At 61.0% G+C, this 23681-nt stretch carries 23 protein-coding genes; 14 read left to right on the forward strand and 9 right to left on the reverse strand.

Translation table 11 applies throughout. From position 1 onward, the window contains the following. Positions 1-358: 358 nt before the first annotated feature. Positions 359-1696 (forward strand): nucleotide sugar dehydrogenase, encoded by a 1338-nt coding sequence (locus RWK44_RS13980; RefSeq protein WP_131662418.1) that lies wholly within the window; start codon positions 359-361, stop codon positions 1694-1696. Positions 1697-1859: 163 nt separating this feature from the next. Next, the gene (locus RWK44_RS13985; RefSeq protein WP_131662417.1) at positions 1860-2234 is read left to right on the forward strand and encodes a tudor domain-containing protein; all 375 of its coding nucleotides are present in this window, start codon (positions 1860-1862) and stop codon (positions 2232-2234) included. 101 nt (positions 2235-2335) lie between these two features. On the opposite strand, the gene RWK44_RS13990 is transcribed toward RWK44_RS13985, so the two are convergent. Continuing rightward, positions 2336-3562: a DUF3095 domain-containing protein gene (locus RWK44_RS13990; protein ID WP_131662416.1), complete on the reverse strand. Its 1227-nt coding sequence runs from the start codon at positions 3560-3562 to the stop codon at positions 2336-2338. A 173-nt stretch (positions 3563-3735) separates the two neighbouring features. On the opposite strand from RWK44_RS13990, the gene RWK44_RS13995 reads away from it, so the two are divergent. Further along, complete coding sequence (locus RWK44_RS13995; RefSeq protein WP_131662415.1) at positions 3736-4215, forward strand: class I SAM-dependent methyltransferase; 480 nt, start codon at positions 3736-3738, stop codon at positions 4213-4215. Positions 4216-4239: 24 nt separating this feature from the next. On the opposite strand, the gene RWK44_RS14000 is transcribed toward RWK44_RS13995, so the two are convergent. Beyond that, positions 4240-6030: an ABC transporter ATP-binding protein gene (locus RWK44_RS14000; RefSeq protein ID WP_168282015.1), complete on the reverse strand. Its 1791-nt coding sequence runs from the start codon at positions 6028-6030 to the stop codon at positions 4240-4242. 383 nt (positions 6031-6413) lie between these two features. After that, entirely contained in the window at positions 6414-6869 is a 456-nt protein-coding gene (locus RWK44_RS14005) for an Rrf2 family transcriptional regulator (RefSeq protein WP_131662413.1), read from the reverse strand. A 130-nt stretch (positions 6870-6999) separates the two neighbouring features. Here RWK44_RS14005 and RWK44_RS14010 point away from each other — a divergent pair, with 130 nt between their 5' ends. Then, entirely contained in the window at positions 7000-7905 is a 906-nt protein-coding gene (locus RWK44_RS14010) for an NAD(P)/FAD-dependent oxidoreductase (RefSeq protein WP_316028957.1), read from the forward strand. Between the two features lie 3 nt (positions 7906-7908). Here RWK44_RS14010 and RWK44_RS14015 read toward each other — a convergent pair whose 3' ends face one another. Together RWK44_RS14015 and RWK44_RS14020 are read right to left on the reverse strand one after the other, a co-directional pair. Beyond that, positions 7909-8787, reverse strand: a complete 879-nt coding sequence (locus RWK44_RS14015; protein WP_131662411.1) for an FkbM family methyltransferase — start codon at positions 8785-8787, stop codon at positions 7909-7911. After that, positions 8787-10505 (reverse strand): adenylate/guanylate cyclase domain-containing protein, encoded by a 1719-nt coding sequence (locus RWK44_RS14020; RefSeq protein WP_316028958.1) that lies wholly within the window; start codon positions 10503-10505, stop codon positions 8787-8789. The genes RWK44_RS14015 and RWK44_RS14020 overlap by 1 nt, the downstream gene beginning before the upstream one ends. A 179-nt stretch (positions 10506-10684) precedes the next feature. Here RWK44_RS14020 and RWK44_RS14025 point away from each other — a divergent pair, with 179 nt between their 5' ends. Further along, positions 10685-11776 carry a glycosyltransferase family 4 protein gene (locus RWK44_RS14025; RefSeq protein ID WP_316028959.1) on the forward strand — a complete coding sequence of 364 codons (1092 nt, stop codon included), beginning with the start codon at positions 10685-10687 and terminating at the stop codon, positions 11774-11776. Beyond that, positions 11773-12558 carry a polysaccharide deacetylase family protein gene (locus RWK44_RS14030; RefSeq protein WP_221947075.1) on the forward strand — a complete coding sequence of 262 codons (786 nt, stop codon included), beginning with the start codon at positions 11773-11775 and terminating at the stop codon, positions 12556-12558. Before RWK44_RS14025 ends, RWK44_RS14030 begins: the two co-directional genes overlap by 4 nt. Here the strand turns inward: RWK44_RS14030 and RWK44_RS14035 are convergent. From RWK44_RS14035 to RWK44_RS14045, 3 genes are all read right to left on the reverse strand, one after another. Beyond that, positions 12515-13417: an alpha/beta fold hydrolase gene (locus RWK44_RS14035; RefSeq protein ID WP_221947074.1), complete on the reverse strand. Its 903-nt coding sequence runs from the start codon at positions 13415-13417 to the stop codon at positions 12515-12517. The two genes, RWK44_RS14030 and RWK44_RS14035, sit on opposite strands and share 44 nt — an antisense overlap. After that, positions 13414-13788 carry a GFA family protein gene (locus tag RWK44_RS14040; protein WP_221947073.1) on the reverse strand — a complete coding sequence of 125 codons (375 nt, stop codon included), beginning with the start codon at positions 13786-13788 and terminating at the stop codon, positions 13414-13416. The genes RWK44_RS14035 and RWK44_RS14040 overlap by 4 nt, the downstream gene beginning before the upstream one ends. Positions 13789-13941: 153 nt before the next feature. Continuing rightward, positions 13942-14772 (reverse strand): MBL fold metallo-hydrolase, encoded by an 831-nt coding sequence (locus RWK44_RS14045; protein ID WP_131662406.1) that lies wholly within the window; start codon positions 14770-14772, stop codon positions 13942-13944. 506 nt (positions 14773-15278) lie between these two features. Here RWK44_RS14045 and RWK44_RS14050 point away from each other — a divergent pair. After that, positions 15279-15947 carry a GntR family transcriptional regulator gene (locus tag RWK44_RS14050; protein WP_020052945.1) on the forward strand — a complete coding sequence of 223 codons (669 nt, stop codon included), beginning with the start codon at positions 15279-15281 and terminating at the stop codon, positions 15945-15947. Positions 15948-16021: 74 nt separating this feature from the next. Further along, on the forward strand, positions 16022-16696 hold the full coding sequence (locus RWK44_RS14055) for a GntR family transcriptional regulator (protein WP_316028960.1): 675 nt from the start codon (positions 16022-16024) through the stop codon (positions 16694-16696). A gap of 8 nt (positions 16697-16704) precedes the next feature. Here RWK44_RS14055 and RWK44_RS14060 read toward each other — a convergent pair whose 3' ends face one another. Next, positions 16705-18600, reverse strand: coding sequence for a bifunctional sugar phosphate isomerase/epimerase/4-hydroxyphenylpyruvate dioxygenase family protein (locus RWK44_RS14060; protein WP_316028961.1), 1896 nt, complete (start codon positions 18598-18600; stop codon positions 16705-16707). 248 nt (positions 18601-18848) lie between these two features. Here RWK44_RS14060 and RWK44_RS14065 point away from each other — a divergent pair, with 248 nt between their 5' ends. The 6 genes from RWK44_RS14065 to RWK44_RS14090 all read left to right on the forward strand — a co-directional run bounded on the left by RWK44_RS14065 (position 18849) and on the right by RWK44_RS14090 (position 23681). After that, positions 18849-19679 carry a transporter substrate-binding domain-containing protein gene (locus RWK44_RS14065; RefSeq protein WP_003548449.1) on the forward strand — a complete coding sequence of 277 codons (831 nt, stop codon included), beginning with the start codon at positions 18849-18851 and terminating at the stop codon, positions 19677-19679. A gap of 276 nt (positions 19680-19955) precedes the next feature. Next, positions 19956-20399: a type II 3-dehydroquinate dehydratase gene (locus tag RWK44_RS14070; protein ID WP_020052948.1), complete on the forward strand. Its 444-nt coding sequence runs from the start codon at positions 19956-19958 to the stop codon at positions 20397-20399. Between the two features lie 31 nt (positions 20400-20430). Beyond that, complete coding sequence (locus tag RWK44_RS14075) at positions 20431-21099, forward strand: amino acid ABC transporter permease (RefSeq protein ID WP_017991876.1); 669 nt, start codon at positions 20431-20433, stop codon at positions 21097-21099. 10 nt (positions 21100-21109) lie between these two features. Then, on the forward strand, positions 21110-21751 hold the full coding sequence (locus tag RWK44_RS14080; protein ID WP_131662401.1) for an amino acid ABC transporter permease: 642 nt from the start codon (positions 21110-21112) through the stop codon (positions 21749-21751). Positions 21752-21804: 53 nt separating this feature from the next. After that, on the forward strand, positions 21805-22569 hold the full coding sequence (locus RWK44_RS14085; RefSeq protein ID WP_130804499.1) for an amino acid ABC transporter ATP-binding protein: 765 nt from the start codon (positions 21805-21807) through the stop codon (positions 22567-22569). Positions 22570-22613: 44 nt separating this feature from the next. Beyond that, positions 22614-23681 (forward strand): Gfo/Idh/MocA family protein, encoded by a 1068-nt coding sequence (locus tag RWK44_RS14090; protein ID WP_131662400.1) that lies wholly within the window; start codon positions 22614-22616, stop codon positions 23679-23681.

Raw genomic sequence — 23681 nt, forward strand, 5'->3', positions numbered from 1 at the left:
TCATTTTGGCCACACCCGGTTAAGGGATTTTCTATGTAGGAGATTGCGAGACCAGCCGTCATCCGGCTGCCGCTTCCCCTCCCCAACCCCTCCCCACAAGGGGGAGGGGCTAAGCCGCGGTCTCCGGCGGTGACCTAAAGGAGAGGCTTGCAGGATGTTACCGTTCTTCGGATCGTTACGATGGAGGTCATGTAAAGCGGTGCGACACGGTAGCCCCTCCCCTTGTGGGGAGGGGTTGGGGAGGGGTCGTGGGTCGCCAACCGACGGTATTGCCGCCGGGGAGAAGAGGGCCTCGGGTTTAATTTCACGCTATCATGCATTAGATCAGCCTTCTCTTCCCTGTTTGAAAGATCCCGCCTTGGCCACCTCCACCTTCGATACGCTTTTGCAGAAGATCGAAACCCGCGCGGCTCGTGCCGGCATCATCGGCCTCGGCTATGTCGGCCTGCCGCTGGCGATGGCGGTGGCGCGCAGTGGCTTTGCGGTCACCGGCTTCGACATCGATCCGGGCAAGATGGTGGCTCTCGATGCCCGCCGCTCCTATATCGACGCGGTGAGTGACGAGGCGCTGTCTGCCGAGATCGATGCCGGCCGCTTCAAGGCGACGACCGATTTCGCCGGCCTTGCCGAGTGTGACGTCGTCATCATCTGCGTGCCGACGCCGCTCACCAAACATCGCGATCCCGATCTTTCCTTCGTCGAGGCGACGTCGCGCTCGATCGCCGCGCATTTGCGCCCCGGTCAGCTCGTCGTGCTGGAATCGACCACCTATCCCGGCACGACCGATGACGTGGTGAAGGTCATTCTCGAAGGCACCGGGCTGAAATCCGGCTCGGACTTCTTCGTCGGCTTTTCGCCGGAGCGCGAGGATCCCGGCAATCAGCATTATCATACCGCTACCATCCCGAAGGTCGTCGCTGGCGACGGGCCTAAGGCGCTGGCGCTGATGAAGGCCTTCTATGGTGCGGCGGTATCATCCGTCGTTCCGGTCTCTTCGAATGCTACGGCCGAGGCCGTGAAGCTTACCGAAAACATCTTCCGCTCGGTCAACATCGCCCTCGTCAACGAGCTGAAGACCGTCTATGCGGCGATGGGCATCGACGTCTGGGAAGTGATCGACGCGGCCAAGACCAAGCCCTTCGGCTACATGCCCTTCTATCCCGGCCCCGGCCTTGGCGGCCATTGCATCCCGATCGATCCCTTCTACCTCACCTGGAAATCGCGCGAATACGAGCTGCCGACCCGCTTCATCGAGCTCGCCGGCGAGATCAATTCGGCAATGCCGCGTTATGTCGTCGGCAAGCTCGCCGAGGCCCTCGACATCCGCGCCGGCAAGGCATTGAGCCGCAGCAGGGTGCTGGTGCTCGGGCTCGCCTACAAGAAGAACGTCGCCGATATCCGCGAGAGCCCGTCGCTGCGGCTGATCGAGATCATCGAGGAGCGTGGCGGACACGCAGATTACCATGATCCCTTCGTCGCCGAGATCCCGCCGACGCGCGAATACCAGGCGCTGAAAGGCCGCAAATCGGTGGCGCTGACGCCTGATACCATTGCCGGCTACGATGCGGTGCTGGTCGCGACCGATCACGACAGGTTGGATTATGCGGCGCTAGCAAAAAGCGCCTCGCTGATTATCGACACGCGCAACGTCTTCAACCGGCTCGGCCTTTCGGCCGATCACGTCATCAAGGCGTAACTCCTTAAATCGAAATCGATTTAAGGAGTTATACAGCAACTCAAAGTATTAATCCGCGCAGGTTTCTTTCGTTAAGCCAGGCTTCATCACTACGCTTTCAGCATGCTGATCTCGCCACAACCATTTCGGGGGCGGATTGGATGAGTTTCCACGGAGGAATATCTTGAAGAGTTTTGTTGCTGCGGCTATCGCAATCGGTGTCATGTGCTCCTGCGCTTCTGTTGCATTTGCGCAGACGAAAGGCGACTGGGTTCTCGGAAACTATAAGGGGGCCGGTTATTGGTTCCCCGGCGTTATCGACAACACCTCAGGCGGGAAGGTGACGATCCGATATGATGACGGCGATAAGGAAACTGTTTCCTTGAGCGACGTGCGCCCTTACAACTGGGTCATCGGGATGAAGGTCGAGTGCAACTACAAGGGTGCTGGCGATTGGTATGCGGGCAAGATCACCTCGCTTGGCGGCGAGAAGATTGGTATCGCATACGATGACGGCGACAAAGAAACCACCCGAACCGGTCGCTGCCGTTCCCGATAAGTCGTTGCATAAACCAGTGTGAGATCAGCCCGTCGCCGTCAAAGCGGCGGGTTTACTTTTCTCAGGACGATCTAAGGAAAGTGTAGAGCGCGTCGCACGAATCACGTTGGATGGGGCGCCGGAGAAAGCGCTTTGCCGGTCATCCGACTTGCAGCCACCGCATAACCGCCGGCCGCACCGTCGATGAAATGCATGTGGTCGCGCGAGATCGGCGTCGGCACGAAGCAGGTCATCAGCGCCGAGGCCTGCCGATGCAGGCCGTAGCGGGCAATGCCCTTGGCCCGCGCCGCTTCCAGTAGCGTCTCGATCCGTTTCAGATGTTCGGCGTCGACGTCGATCGTCATCTTCAGCCCGTCATCGAACTTGCGAAAATCGGAATTGCCGGCGACGTCGCGCTTGTAGCGGCGGGCGTCGAAGCGACCGAGCGGAATGCCGAGCTTGTAGAACACGACCGTGATGGCGAGCTGCAGGAAGATGATGAGCTTCTGCCGCAACCGCCGGCCAGCCGGCGCGGTGGCCTTGGCCTCGCGGTTAATGCCGTGCAGCGAGAAGGCAAGGTTCGGACCATCGGCCGGCACCGGATGGCTGTCTCGGTTCTGCTCGGTGGTGATGGCGACGATGCCGTTGACGAGGTCCCGGAATTCCTGTCCCGGCCGGCCTTCGCCGGGCACGGCGATGATCGAGACGATCTCGCCGTGCTTGGCGTCGATCGGGCTCCAGCGGCAGGAAAGGCCGGTGAGATCGGGGCGGGTTCCCGGAGCCGCGCGGGCAATGCCGTAACGGCCGAGCTTCATCTGTCTTTCGGCCCAGCTGGTGCCGCCGCCCCAGAACATCGCATAGGTGACATAAGGGCTTGCGGAGTAACGTGCGACGCGGACGTCGAGGCCCTCGGCGCGGGTGTCGGCGACCGGCACGATGGCGATGCGCAGCGTCAGGCCCAAATCCTCCTCGACCCAGACCTGCACGGCGGCAAGGGCGTCGCGCGCCTGCTTTTCCAGCGAACCCGGAAGCGCAATCAGCGCTCCGTCGCCGCCGAAGACGAAGGGATAATCGCCCTTGCCGACGGAATTCAACACCGCCGATATGACGCTGGCTCCCGCCATATTGACGTCCTTGTAACGGCCGGCAGCGATCGCCGGCGTCGAGCCGACGATGTCGGCCAGCGCCAGCACCCATCCGTCCGGCAGCGGCCGGTAGTTGCCGGCGTCGGTCACGCCCTCGAATTCGCTGAAGAGCGGCACTTCGGCAAAGAAATCTTCGTCGGTCACGGTTTTCATGTCAGTTAGCTTAGCACAGACCCATGTTGCCACTGCAACGCCAATTCCCATTTACGGCAATCGACTTGGCAAGGTTTCATGTGTTAGAGCATTTCGTGCTTTTTCGGACGCACGGAAATGCTCTATCTTTTTGTTTTTACGCAATTCCGGACGCAAAACCGCTCTCGCGCTTTTGCTGGAATTCCTCCAGGACCGCTGACGATTTCATGACGGATATAGATTAAATGAGCCGCCTCGACAGCTTCATTCGCCGGTTGACGGCTCAACGCGACATTTTGAACTCGATCACAAATCTGGTGGGGGAAACGCCAGGCCCGGTTCTGGAGTTCGGTCTCGGCAATGGCCGCACCTATGATCATCTGCGCGAGAACTTTCCCGGCCGCCGCATCGTCGCTTTCGACTGGGAAAACCGTTCCTATTCGGCCTCGACACCTGAGGCAGAAGACATGGTGACCGGCAATATCCGCGAATCCGGCCAGGCCTTCGTTGGTATCGGCGCAGCCCTTGCCCATGCCGATATCGGCACCGGTCATGACGAGATCGACGCGGTGACGCTGACCTGGTTGCCGCAGCTGATGGCCGGCGTGCTCGCCCATAACGGCGTCGCCGTCAGCGGGCTGCCGCTGGAGCATCCCGAGCTGGTGGCGCTGCCGCTCCCAGACGGCATCAAGGAAGGGCGTTATTTCCTCTACCGAAGGACGTAAAGGCATCAGCGGTGGCATTTCGGTTCACGCCACCAGACCCTTGGTCAGTTCCAGCGCCTGCCGTTCGAACAGCCGGCGATAGATACCGTTATTGAGCCTGATCAGCGCCTGATGGTCGCCTTCTTCGACAATCTTTCCCTTGTCGAAGACCAGCAGCCGGTCCAGCGCTCGCACCGTGGACAGCCGGTGGGCGATGACCAGCGTCGTGCGGCCGTTCATCAGGCGTTCCATGGCCTGCTGGATCTGCACTTCGCTCTCGCTGTCCAGGCTCGATGTCGCCTCGTCCAGGATCAGCACCGGCGCATCGGCCAGGAAGGCACGGGCAATGGCGACACGCTGCCGCTCGCCGCCCGACAGCTTGACGCCGCGTTCCCCGACCAGCGTCTCATAGCCTTTGGGAAGGTCCAGGATGAAGTCGTGGGCACTGGCCTGTTTTGCAGCCTGCTCGATCTCGCGCCGCGAGGCGTTCGGCCTGGAATAGGCGATGTTTTCCGCCAGGGTGCGGTGGAACAGAATGGGCTCCTGCTGCACGATGGCGATCTGGCCGCGCAGGCTGGATTGCTTGACCCCCGCGATATCCTGTCCGTCGATGCGGATTTCGCCCGAGTTCACGTCATAGAGGCGTTGGATGAGCTTGACGAAGGTCGTCTTGCCGGAGCCCGAATGCCCCACCAGGCCGACGCGCTCACCCGGCTTGATGGTGACCGAAAAATCCTCATAGAGCGGGGTGGGATGCGCGCCATACTGGAAGGTGATGCGATCGAAGACGATCTCGCCCTCGCCAATCTCGATCGGCGTGGCGTTCGGCTTGTCCTCGATGCCGAGCGGCATCTTGTCGAGCAGCACCAGTTCTTCCATGTCGTTGACGGCACGCTGCAGATTGCGGATGTCCTGGCCGACATTGCGCAGATAGCCTTGCAGAACGAAGAACATGGCCAGCACGAAGGTGATGTCGCCAGGCGTCGCCAGCCCCTGCTGCCACATGATCAGGCCCGTTCCCAAGATACCTGCCTGCATGGAAACCATCAGGAAGCCCTGGATCGTACCGCTCAAAGTGCCGCGATTCCACGTCCGTCGCGTGCGGCTGTCCCATCTGGCCATCACGTGGCGCAGGCGTATCTCCTCGCGGTTCTCGGCCCCGAAGGCCTTGACCACCGAATTGCAGCTGATGGCATCCGCTAGTGCGCCACCCAGCTTGGTGTCCCAGGCATTGGCAAGCCGTGCTGCCGGCGACACGAAGCCCATGGAAAGCGCCACGGTCACGCCGATATAGATCAGCGAGCCCGCAGCCACGATCAGGCCCATGATCGGCCAGTAGCTGCCGAGCACGATGCTGGCGCCTACCAGCATGACGATGGAGGGCAGCAGGGCGACCAGCAGCAAGTCGTTGAGCTGGTCGAGCGCCCACATGCCGCGGGTGATCTTGCGCACCGTCGAACCGGCAAAGCTGTTGGCGTGCCAGTCGGTCGAGAACCGCTGCACCTTGTGGAAACCGTTATTCGTCACATCCGCCATGGTGCGCAGCGTCAGCCGGATAATACCGTTGAAGATGAACCAGCGCAGTGCCACGCTGGTCAGGCCCAGTGCCACGACGATGACGAAGGCGCGCACCGCCCTGTCAGCCGCATTGCTGCCGGCAATGGCATCGACGATCTGGCCGGAAAAAACCGGCACCATGACTTCTGCCAGCGTGCTTGCTATCACCAACACAATGATAACGCCCACTAATGCCGGCCGATGGCGCCAATGATGGAAAACAAAGCCGAGCACATGGCGATAGGCATCGGCGCGGAAATCGAGCTTCTTGCGAGTCATTTTAATCGCTCGGCGCCGTGTTCGGCAACCGGTCCTCAAAATAGAGAGTTGGATGGCACAGCCCAAGCGGGAGACGAAATGATCCCGTCAGATCAATCGGGCTATGAATTAAGGGAAAACCGCATGTCGGGCGCGCTTGAGGCGGGCCGCGAATGGAAATGACCTAGTGTCGGGACATTCCGCACGGGAAGGTTTCGATGATTGCTGATGTCATGCAACGCCTCCCTGATGTTCGAACTAAAGCGGTCAGCGTTTTGTACCGAAGCAATTCGCTATTGCCAAGCGGATATTTGCAACCTTACGGAAAGTGATGCGGAAACGACACACCTTGTGCGCTTGCGAGCAGACAATTCGGCCGGCCCGCTCGCCGGGCGGCGCCCCGCTCATGAAGCGCAGGAATAGGATGTCGCCGGGCGCGCCATCAGTTTTGCCTCGAAGTCGGCCGCGATTTTGTCCAGCGTCACGCTATCCAATCGTCGCAGGAGCAGAGCCTGGGCCTCCTTCATCGCGTCGCCGAGGGCGACATTCACCGCCTGTTCCACCAGGCATTCCGGCTGGTCGTCGGCTGGGCCGATGGCGAAGAGATGCGGCTCGCCGATGGCGCGGTAGACGTCGAGCAGGGTAATGTCAGACAGTGGGCGCACCAGCGTCCAGCCGCCGCCATGGCCCTTTTCGGAGCGGACATAGCCCTGTTCGCGAAGGCCTGCCATTGTGCGGCGGACGACGACGGGATTGGTGTTCAGCATCTTTGCAATCATCTCGGAGGTCGCCGAATGCTGGTGCTTATCCATGTGGATCAGCACGTGCAGCATGCGTGAAAGGCGGCTGTCATTGCGCATCGTTCTCTTCCTGTCGATCGGACGGATCATTATCGCAAGCGGATCGTAACAAGACAAGTAACATGATGCTTGACGGCGCCAGTCACGTAACTTATGTTGAGTCATGAGTTCGATATCAAGGGAGAATTCCATGTCGTTCGAAGCCATCGTCATCGGCGGAAACTTCGCTGGCCTTTCAGCCGCCATGCAACTGGCCAGAGCGCGGCGGCGGGTTCTGCTCGTCGATGCCGGCGCGCCGCGCAATCGGTTTTCTGAAGCGTCGCATGGGTTCTTGGGCCAGGACGGCCAGACGCCGGCGGCGATCATGCGGGAGGGAAAACGGCAGCTTTCGTTTTATCCGACCATCACCATCCGCGAGGGGAAAGTTGTCCGGGCGCACAGCGACGGTGACGCGTTCATCGTCGGAACCGAAGACGGCAGCGAAGAACGAGCTGCGCGTATCGTGCTCGCAACCGGCGTCATCGACACGCTGCCCGAAATCCCCGGCCTCAAGGAGCGATGGGGCCGCTCCGCGCTGCACTGCCCCTATTGCCACGGTTTTGAGGTCGGCGGCGGCAAGCTCGGCGTTCTCGCAAACCATCCGCATTCGGCCCATTCGGCCATGATGATCCCGGACTGGGGCGCAACGACCTTTTTCACCCAAGCGCTATTCGAGCCCGATGAAGAGCAATTGGTGAAGTTGACGTCCCGTTGCGTCCGCATCGAACGCAGCCCTATCGTGGAATTGTTGGGCGTCAACCCGAAGCTTGAGGCCGTCCGCCTCGCCGATGGTCGCGTCGTGCCGCTCGATGCCGTCTTCGTCGCGCCGAAAACGGCGATGGCGAGCCCGGTTGCCGAACAGCTTGGCTGCGCCTTCGACGACGGCCCGTTTGGACCGGTCATCCGCATCGCCGATAACAAGGAAACCACCGTCAAGGGTGTCTTCGCCGCCGGCGATGCGGCAAGCGCCATGCACAATGCCACACTCGCCTCCGCCTCAGGCCTGCTCGCCGGCGTGCACTGCCATCAATCGCTTGTCATGCAGTCGGCCGCATAGCCTCTAAGGCAAAAACAGCACGTTGTACTGATCGAACTCGCCCGGCAGGTCACGAACCTTCATTTCCTCTTCGCGATCCTCGAAGAGGACGAGGCAATCCTCGTAGAAGCCGGACAGCATCGATATGAAGGCTTTCGTTCCCTCACGCCCGTAAAAGAGCGGCGTGAACTCCATGTAGAGCGGCACGCGGCGGGCAAGCAGCGGTTGCATCGACCGGCAGGCGACCGGCTCGTAGCCCTCGATATCCATCCAGACGAGGCCGATTGAGGCCGGATCGACCGAAAGTCCGGCAAGGATTTCGGAAATCGGCTTCACCGGCACGCTGATCTTCTTGTCTGTCGGGCTTTGGCGGATGGCGCTGCTCTTGCCGTGATTGTTGAGGTTGAGAAAAAAGTCGATCTCGCCTTCGTGCTCGCCGGCAGCGCAGTTGACGAGCCGGACCTTCTCCTCCAGCCGGTTCTGGCGGATGTTGAGGGCAAGCAGCGGGAAATTGCGCGGATCGGGCTCGATGCTGACGATCTTGATGTAGGTGTCGCTGAGGGCGAAATAGACGGTCTGGGTGCCGATATTGCCGCCGATCTCCAGCAGCGTTGCGTCCTTTCGCAAGAGGCCGCGCTCGCGCAGGATGACGATCAACCGATCGACGGCCTCGCGCTCGAAATGGCCCTTCCGGAAGACCTTGCGGCCGATATAGTCGGCGGGCGAGAAGGTCATGAGATGGTCGCCCGCATCGACCGTCATCGAGACCACGCGCGGGCCGATATTCTCGATCAGCAGGCGGCGCCCGAAGCGGGTGTCGAAGAAGCGCGAAGCGGCCGCATTGCGCGCCTTGCGCAGCCGGCGGCTCCAGTATTTGGCGGTCAGCCAGGGCTTGCCGGACATCAGGTTTTTCCTTCGAGCGGCTCTGCCGCTTTCTCTCTCGGAATGACGTAGACTTTCAAGGGCAAGGCCCGGCCGCGGACACTGATTTCACGGCTTTCGATGCCGGCGAGATCGGCACCGGAGAGGTTCGCCACCGGCTCGGAGATGACGATCGCCGCTTCGAACTCCTTGGCGGCGCTTTCCAATCGGCTCGCGACATTCACGGTATCGCCGATCGCCGTCATGCTGCGCACCCGGCCGTATCCCATGGTACCGACGACGGCCGGACCGGTGTGAATGCCGATCGCGATGCGCAGCGGCAGCGCCAGTTCGTCGGCCAGCTCGGCGGCGAGTTTCTCGATCTCGGCGATGATCGCTGCTGCCGCGTTGAGCGCCTGGCGGCAGGCTTCCTCCGGCGCGGTGTTGAGCCCGAAGAGCGCCATGGCGCCGTCGCCGATGAACTTATCGAGCCGCCCGCCCGCCTGCTCCACCGCCTTGCCGATGATGGCGAAATAGCGGTTCAGCAGGAAGACGACATCAAAGGGCAGGCGGGTCTCCGTCAGCGTGGTGAAATGGCGGATATCGACGAAGAGCACGGCGATCTCGCGCTCGCGCCCGGGGCTCGTCTCCTGGCTGTTGGCGGGAAGGGCAGCCTCGATCGCCGGCACGAGAAGCGGCGCGACGGCAACGTCGCGGTTCGGACGAAGCTGGCAGGCGAGCCGGACATCGGGGCCGGCATTGATGCGCTTCAGCGTCGTCTGTTCCATCTTGTCCGGGATCGGCAGGCTTTCGTAATCGCCAAGGATCTGCACCCGGCAGGTGGAGCACTGGCCCTTGCCGCCGCAGACGGCATAATGCGGCAGCCCGCCGAGCCGGCTTGCTTCCAACACCGAGAAGCCGCGCGGCACGCGGATCACCTCGCCGCCCGGATAATGCACGGTGACCTGGTCGAGCCGCTCCTTCAGCTTGCGCCGGGCGCGGGCGGCGACGACGATGAGCAGCGAGGCCGAGAAGGCGCCGTAGAGCCCGGCGCGGATCATGGCGACCTGACGGTGAACGTCCGGGTTCGAGGCGTAACGGGTGTTGACGCCCTCCTTGTAAGTGCTGACCGTCATTGACTGCTGGTAGGAAGGGTCGGCGAGCGTCCGGCCCATTTCGACGAAGCCCAGCAGCGCGAGCACCGGCACGAGGATGGCGAGCGCCAGCATTAGCGGTGCGAAGTCTGGGTACCAGGAGCGGTAGCGCAGCCAGAAATGGATGCCGATGCAGCCGTGGATCCAGATGGCGACGAGGGCGAGCGCCTGCCGCGCGCCGTTCGCCGGAGACCTGATCCACAGCGAAGCGACGACCGTCTCGTAATCATCGATGTAGCCATAGAACTCGTGGGCGATGCGCGTGCCGATGACATGATCGAGCAGAAGCAGCGGGATCATCAGGCCGAGCACGATCTGTGCCATTTCCCCCTTCGGCATGACGAGGCTGCGGCGCATGTAGATGGCGCGCAGCACCAGCGCGATATGGATGAGCACCGACGAGTAGAAGATGGCGGTCCCCAGAGGATTGCGCCAGATCGCCAGAAAGAGATGGGCGGCCTTATCAGCGGCGGCGACGGAAATCAGGCCAATCGCATGGTTCGACAAATGCAGCAGGACGAAGACAAAAATGACGAGGCCGGAACCGAGCCTCGCCCTTCTGATCGTACGTTCCGAAAAAATCCCTGTGGCCGAGACCGTCGTCATTCATTCCCGTTCTTGTCGATGTAACCGCAGGCCCATAGAGATTGGGAAAGAGGCGGAATTGCTTCGATCGCGATCACATTCCATATGCTTATGCGCAAGTTTTCGGCAAAGGGACAATAGCGGAATTTTCCCGACAGGCGCGAAAGTTGTAAACAGTGTGTCTTACCTGAGGTGTCCCAATGCGGGTGGCTTTCTACGCGCCGATGAAATCGCCGAACCATCCGGTGCCGTCGGGCGACCGGCTGATGGCGCGGCTGTTGATCCGGGCACTGGAGCTTGGCGGGCATCAGGTCGACGTCGCCTCCGAGTTCCGCACCTATGCCTCGACACCGGAGGCGGCAGCCGCGCTCGAACCCGCCATCGGCGCCGAACTGGAGCGGCTGCGGCTAAGATGGAAATCTGGGCCGCGGCCGGAACTCTGGTTCTGCTACCACCCCTATTACAAATCGCCCGATCCGTTCGGGCCTGTTATCTCTGCCGAATTCGCCATTCCCTATGTCACGGCCGAAGTCTCCTATGCGGCAAAACGCGACCGGACCGGCTGGGCCGCTGCCCAGAAGCTCGTGGGCGGGGCGATCATGCGGGCGGTGGTCAATATCAGCTTCACCGAGCGCGACCAGGCCGGGCTTGCCGCCGCCTTTCCGCAGGCGCGGCTTGCCGGGCTGAAACCCTTCATCGACACGGCGCTCTTCGAAAAGGCGTCGCCGGTGCCCAATCCGTGCCGGCTGATGACGGTCGCGATGATGCGGGCCGGCGACAAGATGGAAAGTTATGCGATGCTGGCAAGAGCACTGCGGCTGATCGAAGACCGCGCGTGGACGCTTGCCGTCATCGGCGATGGGCCGATGCGCCAGGAGGTGCAGGCGCTGTTTGCCAGTCTTTCCGGTCGCATCGAATGGCTGGGCGAGCGCAATGCCGTCGAGATCGCCGAATTGCTCGGGCGCGGCGGCGTCTATGTCTGGCCCGGTTGCGGCGAGGCCTATGGCCTTGCCTATCTGGAGGCCCAGGCCGCCGGCCTGCCCGTCGTCGCGCAGGAAACAGCCGGCGTGCCTGATGTGGTCGAGGCTGGCATGACCGGCCTGCTGACACCGGATGGCGATGTCGCCGCTTATGCCGAGGCCGTGGCTGCCCTGCTTGAAGACAGGCAAAGGCGCGACGCCATGGGGCAGGCGGCGCGGCGCTTCGTGCTCGGCGAGCGCTCGCTTGCGATGGCGGCGCAGGTCTTGGACGGAATTTTGCGGGACAATGCAGCGACAGGAGTGACGCGATGACCGACGGGATAGCCTGGGACCCCCTGCACCGGGAGCTTGACCGCTGGCAGGCCGCCGGCTGCGTGGCGCGCTTGTGGCTGCGAGACGACGATGCGGTCGAGCCGACGCCTGATCTGGAGACGCTGCTGGCGCTGACTGGCGAAAGCGGGGTGCCGCTGGCGCTTGCCGTCATTCCCGGCCTGACCGGCGAGGCCCTGGCCCTGCGGCTGGCGGAGGAGGCGGGCGTCGCGGTCGCAGTGCATGGTTGGTCTCATACGAATTACGCGGGGCCGCAAGGGAAGAAGCAGGAACTCGGCGGCGAGCGGGCGGCGGAGGCCGTGCTCGGCGAGTTGGGCGAAGGGTTCCGGTTGCTGGAGCGGCTGTATCCGGCCCGCTTCCTGCCGGTGCTGGTGCCGCCGTGGAACCGGATCGATGCGGCCCTGATCCCGGCGCTTCCCGGCCTCGGATTTGCAGCCCTTTCAGTCTATGGGCGGGCAAAGCAGGATGGGCCGATGCCGCTTCTTAACACCCATGTCGACATCATCGACTGGCACGGCACGCGCGGCGGACGGAGCGCGGGGGAATTGGTGGCCGAGCTGGTGGCGGAGCTTGACGACCGGTTTGCCGGTAGCGACGAGCCCATCGGCGTGCTCACGCACCATCTGGTGCATGACGCGGCCGCATGGGATTTTCTGTCAGCCTTGTTTGCGACGACGGCCCGGCATCCCGCCGTCCGCTGGTCGCCGGCGTCGGCACTTCTCAAAGCTCAGGCGCGTGAACCCGTTCAAGGAACTCGCGCATGAGCGCGACAACGTCATCGAGATGCGTCTCGAGCAGCCAGTGGCCGCCGCCGAGCAGATGGAGCTCGGCATCCGGCAGATCGCGCAGATAGGCCCGCGCCGATTTTTCCGGCATGTAGCGGTCGTTGGGACCCCAGACGATCAAGGTGGGCGGCCGGTATTCGCGCAAGTATTTGCGGTGTTCCGAAAACCAGGCCCGGTTCTCCTTCAGTCCGGCGATCAGGTCTATGGCGATTTCCTTGCGCCGCGGCGTGATCAGCGACCAATGCAGCTTCCAGAGATCGGGCGGGATGGAATCGGCCAGGGGAGGCGGCAGATTGTTGAGGAATTCCTCCTTGAAATTCTCCTCGCTGATCGCCTCCGCCAGCACCTTCCTCATCTCCGATCTCGGAAGCGTCCATGTCGCCTCGATATCCGCATATTTCGGTCCAAGGGCATCTTCATAGGGGATATCGCCGTTCTGGATGATCAGCCCCGCAATTCGCCGAGGGGCCCTGATCGCCAACCGGGCACCGATCGGCGAGCCAAAGTCGTGGAGGTAGAGGACGAACCGGTCGACATACATCACCCCGACGAAGGCCTCCAGCCAGGCGGCGTATCCATCGAAGCTGTAGTCGAAATCGTCAGGCGTGCCGCTGTAGCCCGTCCCCGGGAAATCCGGCGCAATCAGCCGCCAACGGTCGGCAAGGCGCGGCATGAGGTTGCGAAACTCATAGGATGAGCAGGGATATCCATGCGGCAGCAACAAGACCGGCGCATCTTCCCGGCCGGCCTCGCGGTAAAAGGTTTCGACGCCGGCAACCGTCATCCAGCGATGTCGGACAAGAGCGGCCACAGGAAGCTCCTCAAAACCGTTCTTCATTTTCGGTCTTCGTCATACTGTTCGGCGCCTTCCACTGGCCGCAGCCACGGCTCGCGGCGTTTGATCCAGAGTTCGTAGCTCGGCACAAGCGGCGTCGGCGCCTCGGAGAGGATGCCAAGCTTGATTTCCGCCTCCTGATCATCGGCGGAAAACAGGCGCGAACCGCAACCCGTGCAAAAATGCCGGCCTTGGAACGCAGCGGTTTCGCCTGAATGTTCGAATTGGCCGGCGGGCCAGATCCCATAGAAGGTGAAAGCCGAACCGCTTTCTTGCCTGCAGTCCGTGCAATGACAGATTCCAACGCGTAAGGGTTCGCCCCGGACAGAAATGCGCACCTGCCCGCAGAGACACTTTCCGGAAAGCACGGTCATGACGGATGCCTGTTTCGTTGATTTTGCGCTGCGGGGGAAACGGTCCGGCCCGGCATCTGTTCCGTTGAGACGTCGCAGGCATGCGAGTTCGACGGATGGCTCTCTGTTGAAGAGCTTCGGACTGGGCATGATGAAGGCGCCTTCGGCAGCCTGCTAGATCACCAGGGTCTGATTGTCGCGGGCGGCAAAAGATTCGGCGAAGGCGGCCTGCGCCTGCGCTTCCATCTGCGCCAGCTGTTCGTCCGTGCGGGAGGGGGCGTGGTGGAAGAGCGCGAAGCGCTTGGTGCCTGCCATTTTCGCAAGCTCGGTGCCATGCTGCCAGGTCGAATGGCCGAAGCCCTTGAAACGCTGCATCTCGTCTTCGTTGTAGGTGCAGTCGTAGACGACGAGATCGGCGTCCCGCATCATCTCCAGCGAGACCGGATCGTAGCTGCCGGGAATATGCTCGATGTCATAGACGAGAGCGACCGAACGGCCCTGCCATTCGATGCGGTAGCCGATGGCGCCGCCCGGATGGTTCAGCATGAAAGTCTTGATCTCGATGCCCGCGTGGGGGGTCAGCACCTGACCGGCATGGAAATCGCGGAAGTTCATCGTCGCCTGACAGATGTCGGTCTTTACGGGAAACCAGGGCGGGCTGATGAACTGCTCGACCATTTCCCGCGTGCTCATCTTGCCATCGAGATGGCCGGACCAGATGTTGACGTTGATCGAAGGATAATAGATCGCCTTGAAGAAGGGCAGTCCGATGATGTGGTCGTAGTGGCAGTGGCTGAAGAACAGGTCGACGTCGCTGACGCCGTCGGCGAGCATCGACAGCCCGGCCTCGCGCAGGCCCGAACCCGCGTCGAAGATCATCCGATGTTTTCCGCAGCGAATTTCGATGCAGGAAGTGTTACCGCCGTAGCGATCGAACTCGGGGCCTGACACGGGAATACTGCCGCGGACGCCCCAAAATTTTACCTGAAACAGTTCTGTCGTCATCGTTCTTCAAACCGGCTTTCCCGCATCGCCATCGTAGTCATAGTTTTTCCCGATGCGAAGCTGCAGAATTCCACGGGTTTGCCTGTATCCCCTCTCATTCTCCTAACCGCTAGCGGAAGAAGAAGTAGATTTTCCTAAGCAATCGGCTTTTGCCTCGGAAAGCAACCCAGTTTGGTTGGTTTTCGGTAAACGGGCTGCTGAGGGCGGGACATTTTCCCGTAAGTCATGCCTATTAGATGGTTGCGCGCGATTGAAAAAACAATTGCCGCCATATTGAGCCGAAAATCGGTGTTAACAGCAGCACGAAGCCGGGCCAAAGGGCTTGGGCCAACCGGTATGGGCACGTGTGTTGTGGTCAGGCTTTGCTCGACCCAGTCGTTTCCGCGTTCTCCGGCCAAACCGGCATCATATGAGAAAATTCTAATTCCTAGACTGCGAATGTTTCCTTGATTGAGAATGCCAGAAAGCGATATATCCGACGATACAGGAAATATAAGAGAGTCGCTATGCTGCAGCCGGTTATCAACGAGACCATTGCCGAGAGCAGCTACCGGCGCATTCGGGCCGACATCATTTTTGGCCGGCTGGCTCCCGGACAAAAATTGAAGCTGGAAAGCCTGAAGGAATCCTACGAGACCAGTATCAGCACACTTCGGGAAGTGCTGAACCGGCTGTCCTCCGAGGGGCTCGTCCTCGCCGAGGGGCAGAAAGGTTTCGAAGTGTCCCCGGTGTCGGTTTCAGACCTCAAGGAGACGGCGGCGCTGAGGCTTCTGCTGGAAACACATGCGCTGGAGCAGTCGTTCGTGCATGGCGATGTGGAGTGGGAAGCTCCACTGGTATCGGCGCATTATAAATTGGCACGGATGGAACAGGTGATGGCATCCGGCGACACCAGCAGGGCCGAGGACTGGAAGCGCTACGACTGGGAGTTCCACCAAGCCCTGATAGCCGCCTGCGGGTCGAAACTGCTGATGGAGACGCATTCGGTGATCTTCGACAGATATCTCAGATATCAGATGGTTGCCTTGTCCTATCGAGGCGATGTCGCGGCCAATGAACATCAGCAGCTTTTGGATGCGGCCTTGCGACGTGACGCAGAGACGGCCAAGCGGGTGCTTGTCCTGCATATTCAAGGCGGGGTCGAACATGCGCTGGCGAGAGGGACGCTGAAATAGAAATGGTCCGGACGTTTCTCTTCGAGCTTTAGGTCCACCACGTAAATTGCATTTCGGCGAAACCAGGAAAAGCCATGCTCAAGCAAGTCAACGACCCGGCTGAAACAGTAAGCGATGTCGTCTTCCGGCAGATACGCGAGGATATCATATCGGGCACATTGCCGCCGGGGGCCAAGATCAAGCTGGAGCAGGCAAAGGAGCGTTACTCCATCGGCATTTCATCGCTGCGCGAAATCCTGAGCCGCCTGACCACGGAAAACCTCGTCGTCGCCGAGGGGCAGCGCGGCTTTGAAGTCAGCCCGGCTTCGCACCGCGAACTCATCGAACTCGCCGACCTCAGGATAGTTCTGGAAACACATGCGATCGGCCTTGCCTTCGCTGCGGGAAATCTTGAATGGGAGGGGCGCATCGTCGCCGCCCATCACCGGCTGGCTGCCGCGGAACGCAAGCTCCTTGCGGGCGATGTCTCAAGGACGGTCGACTGGGTCCGATACGACTGGGAGTTCCATCAGGCGATCGTCTCGGCCTGCAATTCGGCGACGCTGATGGCGACATTGTCGTCCGTCTTCGACCGCTTTCTCCGCTACCATATGCTGGCCGAGAGTTTTCGCGGCAAGCCTGTTGTCGATGACCATAGGCTCTTGTTTGAACTTTCCATTCGGCGCGACGTCGCTGGCGCGACCGACGTCGTCAGACGGCACGTTCAAAGCGGCGTCGAACATGTGCTCAAGAGCGGCCGGATCGCCTAAACCATAGCTCAAAAGGCGTCTTTAGGAATTCCTTCCGGTCGCATCTGTTTCTTCAGAGCGGCGATCCGGAAAATTGCGTTCGGCGCGCCGTAGCCGCGGTAGCCGCGGCGCTCGACGATCTCGAAAAAGAAACCCTCTCCATAGGTTCCGCTATAGAGCTGGAAATATTCGCCGTGCTCGTCGCGGTCATAGAGGATGTTCTCCGCCTTCAGCCGCTCGGTCAATGCTGGATCGAGGCCGAAGCGTGCTTCGACGTCGTCATAGTAGTTCGGCGAAATGTGCAGCGATCTGAAACCGCAAACACGAAGGCTTTCGGCGGTTGCAAAGATGTCGTCGGTCAAAAACGCCAGATGCTGGATGCCGGCCCCGAATTTCTCGGCAATGAAATGTCCCGCCAGAGTGCGGCGATTCTCGGCGCCGTTCATGGTAATGCGCAGCGCCCCGGTGTCGTTCTCGACGACTTGACTGCGAACCACCCCGGCCGGATCGATGATATCGACCATCGGCGTCTTCCGCGTCTCGAAAATGGACGTGTAGAACAGGAGCCAGGTGAGCATTTCATCGTAGCCGACCGTCTGGGCGACGTGATCGATGCGCAAAAGGCCTGCAGACGGCGCGGCGCTGTCATCGGTGACCGGCTGAAAGTCGATTTCGGAGAAGCGACCCAATGCACTCTTGTCGTCGATGAGATAGACAATCCCGCCGCCCACGCCCCGAATGGCGGGCAGCTCGAGCTCACCGTCCGCGACAGGCTGGGTGAATGGCTCGGCATCCAAGGCGAGCGCGCGCTCATAGGCCTTTGCCGCATCGTCGACGATCAGGGCCATGGCATAGGCAAAAGTACCGTGAACGGCGTAGGCGGCGTTCGCGAATCCTGCCTGATCGACATTGACGAGGATGCGGATCTCGCCCTGCTCGAAGAGGGAGACCTTTTTCGTGCGGTGGACCGCCGTCTTTTTGAATCCGAGGGTGCGCAGCAATGCAATCAGCTCGACTTCGTCTTCCTCGTCGGTGGCAAACTCGACGAAGCCGACACCCTTGACGGAAGGCCTTTCCGGCATCGCCGCCCCGGTCATGCTGCCGATGCCGAGATTGCGTCGTACCTGATCGCCTAGATAGATCAGGGAACGGTGGCCATCGGCCGCAATCGCACGCGACAAACCGCCTCGGAACTGGTCGTTGAAGATCTCCAGGGAGAAATACCCATCATAACCTGTCGCCGCGACGGCTTCGGTGAACGCCGTGACGGGAAGGTCGCCTTCACCCGGCATATTTCGGAAGTGGCGGCTCCAGTAGAGCAGGTCCATGTCGATATCAGGGGCATCGGCAAGCTGGACGATGAAGATTTTCTCTTTGGGAATCGAGCGGATGGAATTGACGTCGATCTTGCGCGACAAAGTGTGGAAGCTGTCGAGGATAAGACCGACATTCGGATGATCGGCGCGACGGACGATCTCCCAGGCGTCGCGGTGGTCGCTGATATGGCGGCCCCAGGCAAGCGCCTCGTAGCCCACCCTCAGTCCCCGCCGGGCAGCACGCTCGCCAAGTTCATGAAAGTCCGCCGCCGCACGGTCGATGCCGCCGATAGCGGCCGGCGAGACGTTGGAGCAGACGAGCACCAGATCCGTTCCAAGCTGCTGCATGACGTCGAACTTCCGCTCCGCGCGGTCAAACGTGCGGCTTCGCAGCGGCTCCGGCATGCCCTCGAAATCACGGAACGGCTGAAACAAGGTGATCTCCAGGCCATGGTCGCGGACGAGTTTTCCGACATCGGCCGGGCTTCCGTCGAAGGCAAGGAAATCATTTTCGAAGATCTCGACGCCGTCGAAGCCCGCTTCGGCGATGGCTTCGAGCTTCTCCGGAAGTTCGCCGCTGATCGTTACAGTCGCAATCGAGGTCCTCATCTCAAAGCCCTTCCGATATCCGTGCGAGATTAAACGAACGCCGAGCACCACGATGCGTCTCGGAAAATCGTTCGCTACTATTATGGCAAATGTCGTGAGGAATTCAAATAGCGTGTCTTATTATAAATTCTCATATGATTTTGAAAAACTCTGTTGATTTGAGCGCTCGTCTCTGGCAATCATTCCTCTCACAGTCAAAGGTGAGGTGGCTGTCCGGTCCATCGACCGTTCAAAGGAGGAGGAATTACATGTTCAAATCTATGCTGACGCGCCGAAACGCGATGCTCGGAGCCGCGGCCCTGGTGGCTGCCGTCACCCTGGCGCAACCGGCCGCCGCCATCACGCCTGATGAAATCAAGGCCCGCGGCAAGATCATCGTCGGAATTCAGGGTGACAACCCGCCTTGGGGCTTTGTGACCAGCAGCGGCAAACAGGACGGCCTCGACGCCGACATCGCAACGCTGTTTGCCAAGGAACTGGGTGTTTCGGTCGAGTTCGTGCCGCTTGAAGTCAACAACCGCATTCCCGCACTGACGGCCGGCCGTGTCGACGTTCTTTTCGCAACGATGGCGATGCTGCCGGATCGTGCAAAGGCCGTGCAGTTCAGCAAGCCCTATGTTGCCAATGCCATTGTTCTGATTGGTCCAAAATCGGCTGAAATCAAGACGAATGCCGACATGGCAAAATTCACGGTCGGCGTCGCCAAGGGGGCTGCCCAGGACACGCAGGTCACCAAGAACGCACCGGCGGGCACGACCATCCGGCGCTATGATGGAGATGCCCCGAGCGTCCAGGCGCTGGTGTCCGGCCAGGTCGAGACGCTGGGCGGTAACATCTTCTACATGGACCGGGTGGAGAAGGCCCGTCCGGGCGAATTCGAAAACAAGCTTGAGTTCCAGAAGCTCTACAACGGCGCTTGCACGCGTCTCGGCGAAAAGGAAATCAATGCGGCGCTCAACACCTTCATCGACAAGATCAAGGCAAACGGCGAACTCAAGGCAGTCTACGACAAGTGGATGAAGGTTCCGGTCCCGGAATTCCCGGAAACGCTGGAAGGCATTCCGTTCGCGGCGAACTGAGCGAACAGCAAAGGATGGCTGCCTCTCACCCTAACCCTCTCCCCGTAGAAACGAGGAGAGGGGACGTGCCCTGCGAGGGGTGCGCGAGGGACGGAGAGGGCGCAGTTTGTCCCTTCTCCCCGCCTGCGGGGAGAAGGTGGCGGCAGCCGGATGAGCGGCGATCGCCCTTGGGGCGGGTATTTTGACGTCCAGACGAACCTTGCCAATGAAGGCGGGCAGCCATGCCCGTCAACGCAACCGCCATGCCTATGGCCCGGCCCGTTTGAGGTGCGCGACATGACCAGAACCATTTTTGTGCTCAACGGACCGAACCTCAACCTGCTGGGTCAGCGCGAGCCGGCGATCTATGGAACCACGACGCTGGCCGACATCAGGAAACGGTGCGTGACCAAGGCAAAGTCCTTGGGATTCGACGTCGAGTTTCGCCAGACCAATTTCGAGGGCGAACTGGTCGAGAGCGTGCACCAGGCCCGGACCGACGCCTGTGGCATCATCATCAATCCTGCCGGCTATACGTTCACATCGATCGCTCTTCTCGATGCGTTGAAAATGTTCGACCCGCCGAAGATCGAACTGCACATCTCCAATGTCCATGCACGCGAAAGCATCTACCACAATTCGCTGATCTCACGCGTTGCCACCGCCATCATGATCGGTTTTGGAGCAGACGGCTACGAACTCGCTGTCCAGGCGATGGCTGGAATGGTCAAGCGGGATTGAATTTTCAGGAAGACGGACCAGAAGGATCGCCATGAATTATAAGTTGGATTTCACCCCGGTCATAGATGGCCTGCCGAGCCTTCTGCTCGGCTGCCTCGGGACATTCTTGCTTGCCATTTGTGGGATGCTGCTGGCGATCATCATCGGAATTGGCGGCGTTGCGCTCCGCGACTCCGCCCTGAAGCCGGCGCGATGGCTGGTCATCGCCTTCGTCGAGTTGATCCGCAACACGCCGTTTCTGGTGCAGATCTTCTTCATCTACTTCGCGCTTCCGCTCACGGGCATCAGGCTGGATCCGACACCGACGGCGATTATCGCGCTCGGCATCAACGGCGGCGCCTACGCGATCGAGATCATTCGCGGCGGCGTCCAGTCGATCCCGAAGGGACAGATGGAAGCGGGTCTGGCGCTTGGTCTGCACAAGGCTCAGGTTTTCCGGTTGATCATCCTCAAGCCGGCATTGCGGGCGATCTATCCGTCTTTGACCAGCCAGTTCGTCCTGTTGACGCTGACCACCAGCATCGCATCGGCGATTTCGGCCTATGAACTGACCTCCGTTTCGCAGCGCATCGAGTCGGAGAGCTTCCGGAGCTTCGAGGTCTACTTCACCGTCACGGTTTTCTATTTCGTGATCTCCTGGCTGATGATGCGCATCTTCGCGCTGTTTTCGGCGCGCTACTTCAAATATCCGGTCAAGTAGGAGGAATTCCATGGGTCACGAAGAATTCGTCTTCCTCCTGATCGGCCTGAAATGGACCGTGGTCCTGTCCGCCGTCGCCTTTGTCTGCGGCGGCATTGCAGGGCTCGGCGTCGCCCTTGCCCGTGCCTCGGGCATACCGCTGCTGGAACGCGTCACGGCTGGTTATATCGCCGTCTTCCAGGGAACCCCGCTGCTGATGCAGCTTTTCGTCGTCTATTACGGCCTGGCGCTGGTGGGGTTGATGCTCGATGCCTGGGTGGCTGTCGCCATCGGACTGACGCTGCATGCCAGCGCTTATCTCGGCGAGATCTGGCGCGGATCGATCGAAGCGGTCCCGCGCGGCCAGACGGAAGCGGCAAAGGCTCTCAGCCTCAGATACATCTCGCGCATGAAGGATGTCATCCTGCCGCAGGCGCTGCGCATTTCGCTGCCGGCCACGATCGGTTTCCTCGTGCAGCTGATCAAAGGCACCTCGCTTGCGTCGATCGTCGGCTTCACCGAGCTGACGCGGGCCGGCAACATCATCTCCAACCAGATCTTCCAACCGCTGACGGTCTTCGGCATCGTCGGCATTCTCTATTTCCTGATGTGCTGCCCACTGACGATTCTTGGCGCGCGCCTCGAACGAAAGTTTGCCGCCTCTGCGCGCTGATCCGCATCCCTCGTCTTCGATGCGGTCCAGCCCGCCAATATGGAGTTCTACCGATGACCAGTCCCAGTCCTGCTCAAGGCGCAGAAACCATGATCACCATGGAGCGGGTGGAGAAGTGGTATGGCGCTTTTCAAGCCCTGCACGACATCAACATATCGGTTCGCAGCGGCGAGAGGATCGTCTTGTGCGGGCCTTCCGGCAGCGGCAAGTCGACGCTCATTCGCTGCATCAACCATCTCGAGACCTACGAGAAAGGTGAAATCCGCGTCGGCGGGATTCTTCTGGGCAATCAGGCCAAGACCATCGATGCGATCCGTCGTGAGGTCGGCATGGTCTTCCAGCAGTTCAATCTGTTTCCGCATCTGACCGTGCTGCAGAACTGCATGCTGGCGCCGATGAAGGCAGTTGGCGTCGGCAGGGCTGAGGCCGAGGAACGGGCACGCGGCCTGCTCGAGCGGGTCAAGATCCTGGAGCAGGCCGACAAATATCCGGTGCAGCTTTCTGGGGGCCAGCAGCAGCGTGTCGCCATCGCTCGCGCGCTTTGCATGCGGCCGAAAGTCATGCTGTTCGATGAGCCGACGTCGGCGCTTGACCCGGAGATGGTCAAGGAGGTGCTGGATACGATGATCGCGCTGGCCGACGAGGGCATGACGATGATCTGCGTCACGCATGAGATGGGCTTTGCCCGCCAGGTCGCAGATCGCGTGATCTTCATGGCCAGCGGTGCGATCGTCGAGGAAGCCCCGCCGGCCGAGTTCTTCACAAACCCACAGCATGAGCGAACCAGGAAATTCCTCGGAGAAATCCTGCGGAAGTGAGGCGTCTCAAGGTCGATGCGTCTGGCAAATTAAGGGAGCCGGCAATGAAGCCGCTGGAGATTGCAGTCATGGGAGCCGGCCTGATCGGCAGGCGCCACGTCGAGCGTGTCATGTCCGAGCCCGGAACCGTTCTCTCGGCGGTGATCGATCCTTCCGTCGCCGGTCGCAACTTTGCCGAGACTGTCGGCGCCCGATGGTACCGGAGCTTCTCGGACATTCGCGTCGAGGACCGGCCTCACGGCGTGATCGTGGCAACGCCGAACCAGCTTCACGTCGAGAACGGGATGGAGATCGTCGCTGCCGATATCCCTGTCCTGATCGAGAAACCGATCGCCGACGATGTCGATGCTGCCGCAGCACTGGTTGCCGCCGGCGAGAAGGCAGGCATACCGCTGCTGGTCGGCCATCACAGGCGCCACAATCCGATGATCCAGGCGGTCAAGCAGATCGTCGACGGCGGAAGGCTTGGCCGGATCGTCACGGTGCACGGCACGTTCTGGGTCGCCAAGCCCGACGACTATTTCGATATCCCCTGGCGGCGCGAAGCGGGCGCCGGCCCGGTCTTCGTCAACCTGATCCACGATGTCGATCTCTTCCGATATCTCTTCGGAGAAGTCGACGCCGTCCATGCGATGGAATCGCACGCCGTGCGGAACCATGCCGTCGAGGATACGGCCGTCGTCACGCTGCGTTTTGCAAGCGGGGTGCTTGCCACCCTCAACGGCAGTGATGCCGCGACCGCGCCCTGGAGCTGGGAGACGACCACCGGCGAAAACCCCGCCTTTCCCCGTTACGATCAATTCTGCTACCAGATCGGCGGCACCAAGGGTTCGCTCGGAATTCCCGATCCGACACTTTGGACAAGCCCCTCGAAGCCCGATTGGCTGGAGCAGCTTGCCCAGGAGCGCGTGCCTTACGCAGCAGCCGATCCCCTTTGCGTTCAGCTCAGACACTTTTGCGACGTCATTCGTGGCGATGCCACGCCTCTGGTGAGTGGCCGGGAGGGCCTCGCCACTCTCAGGGTCGTCGAAGCGATCAAGAGATCGGCGCGCTGGGGACAGATGATCCACCTCTCTAACGCCAGCGCCTCTTCCGATCCCCAGAAAGTCTGA

Source organism: Rhizobium sp. 25PS6, from assembly GCF_032464655.1.
Classification (GTDB): domain Bacteria; phylum Pseudomonadota; class Alphaproteobacteria; order Rhizobiales; family Rhizobiaceae; genus Rhizobium; species Rhizobium laguerreae.

Bases quoted from the DNA above. Each gene is read 5' to 3' on its own strand.
- RWK44_RS13990 (WP_131662416.1), bottom strand. From the start codon at position 3,562: ATGGGAATTGGCGTTGCAGTGGCAACATGGGTCTGTGCTAAGCTAACT.
- RWK44_RS13995 (WP_131662415.1), top strand. From the start codon at position 3,736: ATGAGCCGCCTCGACAGCTTCATTCGCCGGTTGACGGCTCAACGCGAC.
- RWK44_RS14000 (WP_168282015.1), bottom strand. From the start codon at position 6,030: ATGACTCGCAAGAAGCTCGATTTCCGCGCCGATGCCTATCGCCATGTG.
- RWK44_RS14005 (WP_131662413.1), bottom strand. From the start codon at position 6,869: ATGCGCAATGACAGCCGCCTTTCACGCATGCTGCACGTGCTGATCCAC.
- RWK44_RS14010 (WP_316028957.1), top strand. From the start codon at position 7,000: ATGTCGTTCGAAGCCATCGTCATCGGCGGAAACTTCGCTGGCCTTTCA.
- RWK44_RS14015 (WP_131662411.1), bottom strand. From the start codon at position 8,787: ATGTCCGGCAAGCCCTGGCTGACCGCCAAATACTGGAGCCGCCGGCTG.
- RWK44_RS14020 (WP_316028958.1), bottom strand. From the start codon at position 10,505: ATGACGACGGTCTCGGCCACAGGGATTTTTTCGGAACGTACGATCAGA.
- RWK44_RS14025 (WP_316028959.1), top strand. From the start codon at position 10,685: ATGCGGGTGGCTTTCTACGCGCCGATGAAATCGCCGAACCATCCGGTG.
- RWK44_RS14030 (WP_221947075.1), top strand. From the start codon at position 11,773: ATGACCGACGGGATAGCCTGGGACCCCCTGCACCGGGAGCTTGACCGC.
- RWK44_RS14035 (WP_221947074.1), bottom strand. From the start codon at position 13,417: ATGAAGAACGGTTTTGAGGAGCTTCCTGTGGCCGCTCTTGTCCGACAT.
- RWK44_RS14040 (WP_221947073.1), bottom strand. From the start codon at position 13,788: ATGACCGTGCTTTCCGGAAAGTGTCTCTGCGGGCAGGTGCGCATTTCT.
- RWK44_RS14045 (WP_131662406.1), bottom strand. From the start codon at position 14,772: ATGACGACAGAACTGTTTCAGGTAAAATTTTGGGGCGTCCGCGGCAGT.
- RWK44_RS14050 (WP_020052945.1), top strand. From the start codon at position 15,279: ATGCTGCAGCCGGTTATCAACGAGACCATTGCCGAGAGCAGCTACCGG.
- RWK44_RS14055 (WP_316028960.1), top strand. From the start codon at position 16,022: ATGCTCAAGCAAGTCAACGACCCGGCTGAAACAGTAAGCGATGTCGTC.
- RWK44_RS14060 (WP_316028961.1), bottom strand. From the start codon at position 18,600: ATGAGGACCTCGATTGCGACTGTAACGATCAGCGGCGAACTTCCGGAG.
- RWK44_RS14065 (WP_003548449.1), top strand. From the start codon at position 18,849: ATGTTCAAATCTATGCTGACGCGCCGAAACGCGATGCTCGGAGCCGCG.
- RWK44_RS14070 (WP_020052948.1), top strand. From the start codon at position 19,956: ATGACCAGAACCATTTTTGTGCTCAACGGACCGAACCTCAACCTGCTG.
- RWK44_RS14075 (WP_017991876.1), top strand. From the start codon at position 20,431: ATGAATTATAAGTTGGATTTCACCCCGGTCATAGATGGCCTGCCGAGC.
- RWK44_RS14080 (WP_131662401.1), top strand. From the start codon at position 21,110: ATGGGTCACGAAGAATTCGTCTTCCTCCTGATCGGCCTGAAATGGACC.
- RWK44_RS14085 (WP_130804499.1), top strand. From the start codon at position 21,805: ATGACCAGTCCCAGTCCTGCTCAAGGCGCAGAAACCATGATCACCATG.
- RWK44_RS14090 (WP_131662400.1), top strand. From the start codon at position 22,614: ATGAAGCCGCTGGAGATTGCAGTCATGGGAGCCGGCCTGATCGGCAGG.